Below are 8,314 nucleotides of genomic sequence, written 5' to 3' on the forward strand. Positions count from 1 at the left end.
ATATCATTTGCCAGATGGGAGTCCAGCTCCGCCGTCAATGCAGCTTCAGTTAACTGTTTGATTAACGGAGTTAAAATACCATCTTTGCCAGTTAACGCTTGACCTGACTGGAGAGCTTTGAGTGCTTTTTCAAAATCGAAAGGTTGAGTCATATGTCATTCCTCTTTTTAAATACTTTAGCGGAATGACACAGAATTTCTAATACTCCTAAGAGTTGAGAATTATCTTGGTTAATAATAATTAACACTGTGTAGAAAAACAATTGTTCTACATAAAAACAAATCTATTTTTTATTTAAGAATAAATAAATTTCTTAACGTTTGATTTATTGTTTTAATCCCTAGTTTATTATATATATTCCTCCTGTGAGCACTGGCTGTTTTATTTTTCATATCGAGCACTCTTGATATGTCACCATTACTTAACCCTAACAATATACATTCAAGAACTTCATTCTCTCTATTCGTTAACTGGTTTTTTATTTTCCTCGTCAAATCTAACTGATCAAATTTCTTTGGGGGTTTACGCGAAGACAGCAGTTTAACGATTAAACTCTCTATTCTATCAATAGAGGCTGTTTTGCATAAGATCCCATCAGAGACAACAGACAAACAAATGAAATCCTCTGTTTTTTCATCTTTACGACAAAAAACCATAATAAAAGCAAGAGGATTCAACTCTCTGACTTTACCAATAGTGTTAAATATTTTAATGGCAGGAATGTTATCAATATCAAGAACGACAATATCTCGGGTATTTGATTGGTTATATATCTTTTCGTTATCAACGGAATAATATAACTCAACACCAATATCCTGCCCTCTATCTATAACGCGCTTTATTCCTTTAACAATAATCGCTAAGGATAATTTTGTTAAGCCGCAATCACTAACCACAATAACTCTCATGACTTTGTATCATTCCTTGTCTATTATTTTTACTTTATTCAGAACGGAGGTTTATTAGGATTGTAGTATATAAATAACGGTGCCGAAGCACCGTTATTTATTAGGACGAGTAACTGATTAGAAGTTGTATTTAACCCCTAACATCACAGCTGTATCACTGTAGCCTTTGTCACCCAATTGCTGGCCTACATTACCCCAGACATTCAGCTGTTTGTTCAGTTGCCCCTCAACACCCAGTTTCAACTCACCGATGTTTTTCGCACCGGCCTGTTTCACCTCAACTGAGTTCATGTTGGTACCGAAGTCTTTGGTATTGTGGATCCAGTTGGCTTCAACAAACGGCTGGAACTCACGATCTTTGTCATTGTCGATAGCATGGTGCCCTTTCATATAAGAACGCACACCCAGACGCGTCTGGATATTACCGTCGCCTTGGCCGCTCACCTGTGTACCATTGGCTTCACGATGCTCGTCAGCTTTCACACCCATCCAGGTTATCTGCGCTTTTGGCTGGATAAAGTAGGTTTCGTTCTTAGACTTATTTTCACCAATTTTGAAAGTGTAGCCGCTTTCTACCGAGGCAGTTATCCCTTTCGATTTGTACTCTTCAGTCGCCAGACCTTCGCCCTTCACCGTATTGTTGAACCAGCTGTACTGCGCCCAACCATCGACATACAACCCAGACTTATCTTCGTCATTGGCATACCAGGTGCTATAGACACCGGCAGTGTAACCATTAACGGAACCATCAGACTGGTAGCCAGATTTTGAGCGAGTATTGCTTTTGCTGTTACCGTAACCGGCCATCACACCTAAATGTAAACGGTTCAGGTCATTGTTGCTCCACTGGGCGATATCGCCACCCAATTGCATCACATAGCGATTGCTTTGGGTTTTCAGTTGGCCGCTGGTATCACGCGAACGGTTATGCCCGCCTTCATTGCGCAACCACATGCTCGTCACTTTCTGCTCGCCCGTCAGGGCATCGATATATTGAGTTTCCCCTAAACGATCGTGCAGACGGGTGACAAACATATTGTTGGCGGCAGCCAGGTTAGCCGTGTAGCTTCCCGCTTCAGGACGTTTAACTTCTTCCTCTGGGCCGACTGGGTTTTCCGGATCAACTGGATTTTCAGGATCAACCGGCAAGTTGCTCAAGCTGGTCAGATACCAGTTAGTGGCATTTTGGCCCACGCCGCGTTTCAGACTGTAATCATATGCGCCAGCCACAATACGGCCACTTTGCACGAAATCACCCTCTGACAGGCCATTAACCTGAATCAGTTCAATACCGTTCAGCGTCTTGGCACCTGAACCACCGGCATTATCCACACTAACATGGGTGGTTCCGCTGGTGTTGCCGTTGACTATCATGCTGTCCGTGGCAGAGTTATCATCACCCAACGCGGTGTTGAAATGCAGCAAGCCGTTGTTACCCACATAGTTACCATTCACCACCAATTGATTGCCGGTGGTGCCAGTTCCATTACTGGTTTTGTTGCCGATAAAGACTGTACCGCTGTTGGTTAAATCTGTCCCGACGGTGAATACATTACTGGCAGGTGCCAGGCGGCTCAATATGGACGTCACCGGTGCGGTTGGGTTGCCGACAAACAAGGAACCCTTGTTATCAATCGCGCCCGCTACACCACCAAAACCGCCCATGAAAGCACCGCTGGCAATATTCACCTGCTGGCTAGCCAGTGTCATTGGGTTAGCATTGCTGCCCAGTATAATCCCGCCAGCGTTAATATCTGTTTGGCCGGTATAAGCTGCTGCTGATGTTAACGAAACTGTGCCTGCGCCATTTTTGGTCAAGCTACCGGTGCCGGTAACGTTGTTAGCCAATGCCCAATCGGTGGCTGAGTTCAAGACCAGCGAACCATTATTGGTGACGGATGCACTACCCAGGTTTGCCGCCTGAGAAACCGCTAACTGGCTGCCATTGTTGATATCAAACAGGCCGCTAAACAAGCTGTTATCGCCGCTGGCGGTAATGTCGCTGTTATCCTGCAACACCACACGACCTGCATCACTGATAGTATTCACCAACTGCCCGGCAGCACCTTTCAGTGTCAACAGACCGGCGTTGATAATATTGCCACTCCCCAGACCGGCTGCATTATTGAGCACCGTTTCTGCACCGCTGGTAATGGTAGCGACTGCGCTCAAACCACTGTTGGCACCGTCAACGGTCAACACATCAGCAGCAATGGTCAACGCGCCGCTGCCGGTCAGTTCACCGCTAGAAATGCCGCCCTGGCTCAGGGTCAGGTTGCCACCATTGAGGTTCAATAATGAACCTGCAGCGCCATTTAATTCGCCCACGGTTTGGCTGTGGCCGTTCATATCAAAAGCGGTGTCTGCGGCCAAAGATAACAGTGAGGTATGACCCAGCACATTATCATTCAGCATCTGCAAGGTACCGCTGCGCACCTCGGTAGAGCCGGTGTAATCATTGTCCAGATTAGACAGTGTCACGGTATCGCCCGCACCAGTATCAATCGCTAAATCACCGCTGCCGGTCACTTTGGCGCTCAAGTCAGCCGCCGGGCCGGTTTTATTGGTCGCGTACAGTGACAGCGCATCCGCGCCGCTGCCCAGCAACTCAACCTGTGTCAGGCCGTAACTCACATACAAACCATCATTATTGACACTACTGCTCAGGCGGTAGTCGTAAGTGCCTTTGGCGACCGTGGTGCCGTCCTGTGCAATATCCGCGGTAGTTGCATCGGTAATAATATTTCCGTTCTGATCTTTCAAGACCAGATTGCCACCATTACCTTGTACCGCAACATCGCTCACTGCCAGTTGCAGCAAGGTATTGGCATCATCCTGCTCCAAGATGGGTAAGGCAGGATTGACCGGCGTCTGGCTGTTGTCGACACTGTCGATGTCCACGACCACCGTCCCGGTGCCCAACAGGTTCATCTCTTTGGTGGTATGGATGGTGCTTTTCGCCACGGTCTCGCCCGGGGTTCCGGTGTTAAATTTCGCCGTACCACCGTCGAAGGCCAGGCCAGCAATAGTCTGGACGCCATCACCTACGGTGGTGATGCTGTCAGCACCCAATTTCAAGGTGGCATTCACCAGCGCAGTGGTGTTTTCAGCGGCCAGATCAAAAGTGGCGTGGCCTAATGCCAGTACCCCGTTAAAGGCATTCTGTGCCGCGTTAGCGGTAAAGTTAAACGCGTTACCCGCAGTATTGACCGCAACAGTGCCGAGGCCATTGAGTTTGCTGTTAAAATTCACTGCATTCAGGTTGTTAACCTGCAACAAGCTGCCGTCACCCAAGTTAAAACCGGTGTTGGCGTTATCATCTTTCGCATTACCCAGCGCCAGCAGGACATTGTCCAGTGTCAGCATGGAGTCATTGATCAGGTCGATGTAATCCATATTCTGAATAGCATCAGCATCTTTCAGCGTATACGCCGAGTTATCAAAGATAACTGTGTCTGTACCGCTGCCACCGTTCAATGAACTGAATACCTTGGTATCCGCGGCTGTCAGCCCTTTCAGAATGAAGGTGTCATCACCGCTACCCGTGGTGAAATCAGTCCCTTCACTGCCTTTCATCAGGGTCACTGTATTGTCGCCCGCCAACAAATTGACCTGGCCAATAATGCTGCCGCCGGTTTCATTGGTGAAGGCCACGCCGTTGCCAGTGTTGGTTAACACCGCTTGCTGCGCTGCGCTGTTAGCATGAATGCTGCCGCTATTGACGAAGCTGGTGACATTGCCATTGTTGATATCAACCACTGGGCTAGTCAGTGACTGGGATATTAGTTTACCGGACTGCTCGACATGCCCCGTGGTGCCTTTAACAATCAAGGCCGCGCCACCAGCAGCATTGTTCACATTAACACTGGCGCCGGTTTTCAAATCTTGGCTGGAGTGGGTGACAATCCCTTTACCCGCTGCCGAATTAACATTAATCACCAGGTCAGCCGAGTCAGACATATCCAGCGTGTTATTCGTCATGGTATCGCCGGTGTTGGCGAACAAAATACCGGTACCACTGCCGTTCACACTAATGGTGCCAGAGTTGGTGGCGGCCAGAGAGGCCCCAGTCCGGATACCCGCGCCATTCCCCACTGTCAGGTTGGTATCTTTTAATTGGATACCCGTGATTTCTGCTTTGTTTTCAATCGCATTACCCGTACCGCCCGCCATCATAGTGATGGTCGCGCCGTCAACAGTCAGTGCGGTAGCACCAGTATCAAGCAATACGCCATGAGCGGTACCGCCCGCTTTGGTTTCCCCATTGCCAGACAGAGTCAAACTGGATCCGGAACCTAACAGGAAAGCGGCGGTGCCGTCAGTCGCGTTAACCGTACCCGAGTTATTGACTGTCGAGTTAGCGCCCTGAATATTCACCGCAGTGCCATTCACAGAGATGCTATTTTGGTTAGTCAGGATCCCGCCATTCACCAATACACCGGTGCTGCCAGCCTGAGTAAAGTTAATGGAGCCATTGTGAATAAGCTCACCACCATTACGGGCGATATAGCCATAGGCACCGGAGGCGGTGTTACCGGTCGTCAATGCCGCAGAACTGGTCAGGACAGACTTGCCAGTCACACCGGTCGCGATACCGTCCAGGCCGTAATAGTTACCATCTACAATACCGGCGGTGGCCCCAACGCCACGCAGTTCTAAACTTGCATCTGCGGTGATGGCACCGGTAGCGCCACCTTCAACTTTGACACCCGTGGCACCCTCACCAGAAAGATTCATATTTAAGGCACCCGAGCTAAAGCTACTGCCAGCACCGGTGACTTGAATAAGAGAAGAATCTTTACCGGTGGCATTCATGGTTGAGGCCGTGGTCCCGGCAAAACTGGCACCTTTATCGACGCGATATAAAGTAGAACCTTCGGTTGAAACAGTTTCGGCACCCACTGCGGTATTATTGACACTCGCTCCTGCACCGTAAATCAGGTACCCGACTTGTTTGGTACCAGAGACGAACTCCACCTGACCATTACCGGTGACATTAATGGTGCCTTGATCTTCAGCAACCACTCCGATAGCGCCATCGCCAGTCAGATTAACCTGACCGGAAAGATTCGCCACCGCGCCCGCACCCATCGCCTGAATGCCGTAGTTCGCCAGTTTGGTTACCGGATCAAGCCCGCTATTCACATAAATATGACCCCGGTTGGTGGCTGAACTGTTAGCTAGCACCTTAATACCCACGGTATTGATACCATTAATGACGATATCGCCATTATTGAAAACATTGGTGGCATTCAAACTGGACGAAATGCCCACATTCTGTGCAGCGTTTTGCCCCAGCGTTGCCCCAGTGCCATTCAACTCAATGGTGCCGTTCTGATTAACCGCTGTTCTCACCCCTTGTGCATCAATAGCAGTCGCGTTTTCAGTTTTGCTGCCAATGATAATTTTGCCGGTCGAATTATTGGTAAAGGTAGCGATATTGCTCAGATTAACCGTATCTTGCACTAATCTGACGGCATAAGACTGGGTCTTAATGGCCAGATCGATCACTGCATCAGTGAGTGAACGCTGGGCCTGGCGGCCAATATAGACAGTGCCGCTATTGGCGAAAGTAGAGCCTTTCTGAACACTGACCCCTTCGTTCAGATATCCTGCCGCAGGAGATAAATCAGCCGTTGCCGCAATGTTGATATTGCCGTTATTGACGAAGGTAGAGGTGCCGTCAATGATAGCTGCGCGGGTATAAACACTGGTGCCACGTGAAGCGGTGTTGATGACGCCATTGTTAGTGACTGAAGAGGTTCCATTCGCCAAAATCGCGGTATGACTGCCGCTGGCGACATTCAGTGGTAATGTGGCGGTCGGTGTAGATTTGAAATCCAACATGTCAGGGTTAGTCCCTGCATCCAGAACCCCAGTGGCCTCATTAATGACGGTGCTGTTAGTGGCGAAAATAATATTGGTGCCACGAACAGTGCCGGCGGCTGAGCCTAATGTCCCCGCGTTATTCAAAGTTGCACCATCGTTCAATCTCACCACGGAAATATCCGTATTGAACGCCTGAATATTGGCATCAGCACCAATATTCACAATAGCCTGCTGACCATCACCATGAATAAAGGCAACACGGCTGGAATCAATGATGTGATTGACGGCATCATTAGGGTCAATGCCCATATCAAGATAGATAGGGGTAACTTTCGGTGAAGTATTGCTACCATTAGTAAAATAGGCGCGCGCCAGCTCAGCCTGATAGCCTTTACTGTCCAGTACAATCGCGCCGCTTTTAATACCGGCGATCAACGCATTGTTGTATTGCTGGAAATCAGCAAAGTTTTGAACATTTTGGGCACCTAAATAAGGGCTGGTGAATGTACCGGTAAAGTCATCAAGAACGGCATTAGCGACTGAGGTGCTGCTATCACGAATGTTATTACTGTTATTTCCTAAGTTGACCACGGTCTTAGCGTTATAATTTAACACTGTATTCTGGGCGGATGTAGTAGAGTCAACATAGAATCCTGAAGAGGTTGTCGCCTCAGGTTGACTTTTCAAACCACCTTTAAGAATAGCGCTAAAGTAGTTGGTGCTCTCATTAACCCAACCTGCCGCAGTGCTACCGACATTTACTGTCAGGTCACTGCTATCTTGTACATGGAATAAGTTACGGTTCACATACTGACCATTCTCACCCACCGCATAGGAAACCGGCACCGTAAAATCAGCCAATGGCTTAATTGACATCGCCGTGCTGCTATACACATTAATAGTAATTAATGCGCCGGTTCCTTTCGGATCAAGGAAAGTTTCAGTAACCATATCCCCTAAATTGAAAATATTTTTACTGATCAGATTCTCAGCACCATACAGGAAATTCCCTGCAGGAATATCACCCAGCTTGCTGTTTTTAAATCCAGAATCACCGCGTGTAATGTTGCTAAAACTCCCCGACAAGGTATTGCCTGGGCCGGTGAATGTCTGTTCAAATTGAACTTCAGGGGTAAATACTGGAACACTAACATCGGCAGCAAAGGCAGAACTCGCCCCGAAAGCGAACATCAGAGTGATGGCAACCTGGCTCAAACGAGAAGCTATTGTTAAGCCTAGGGTTGTCTCGACATTACCTGAACAAGATGACTTGGTTTTTTTTCCTGATTTAGAAAACTCAGATGCAACATCGTAACGGCCTAAAGCACTATTCCAAATGACTTTAAATACTCGATTCATAAAACGCTCAATTTTCTCTGTATATTATGGGTTATAAATAACGAGCAACATTCTTACTTAACCAAAAGTAATTAAGTTGTCTAACTTCCACTGGTGTATACCTTAAGTCTGATATTGCATCATTAATAACGATGATAAACGTACGAGGTTATATAGATATATAGGATGTGGAGACCACATTCGTAGGAACAATCCTACAAATATCGACAATATAAAAT

General features: G+C 47.6%; 2 protein-coding genes and 1 pseudogene. All 3 read right to left on the reverse strand.

What is annotated here, in order from left to right:
- Positions 1-152, reverse strand: a pseudogene (locus FTA91_RS12975) (IS256 family transposase); the annotation flags it as partial.
- Positions 153-290: 138 nt separating this feature from the next.
- Positions 291-908, reverse strand: a complete 618-nt coding sequence (locus FTA91_RS12980; protein ID WP_050113576.1) for a helix-turn-helix transcriptional regulator — start codon at positions 906-908, stop codon at positions 291-293.
- A 117-nt stretch (positions 909-1,025) separates the two neighbouring features.
- A complete protein-coding gene (locus tag FTA91_RS12985; RefSeq protein ID WP_145535935.1) occupies positions 1,026-8,096 on the reverse strand; it encodes an autotransporter outer membrane beta-barrel domain-containing protein in 7,071 nt (2,356 codons plus the stop codon).
- Positions 8,097-8,314: the final 218 nt, after the last annotated feature.

This window comes from Yersinia thracica (assembly GCF_902170565.1).
Lineage (GTDB): Bacteria > Pseudomonadota > Gammaproteobacteria > Enterobacterales > Enterobacteriaceae > Yersinia > Yersinia thracica.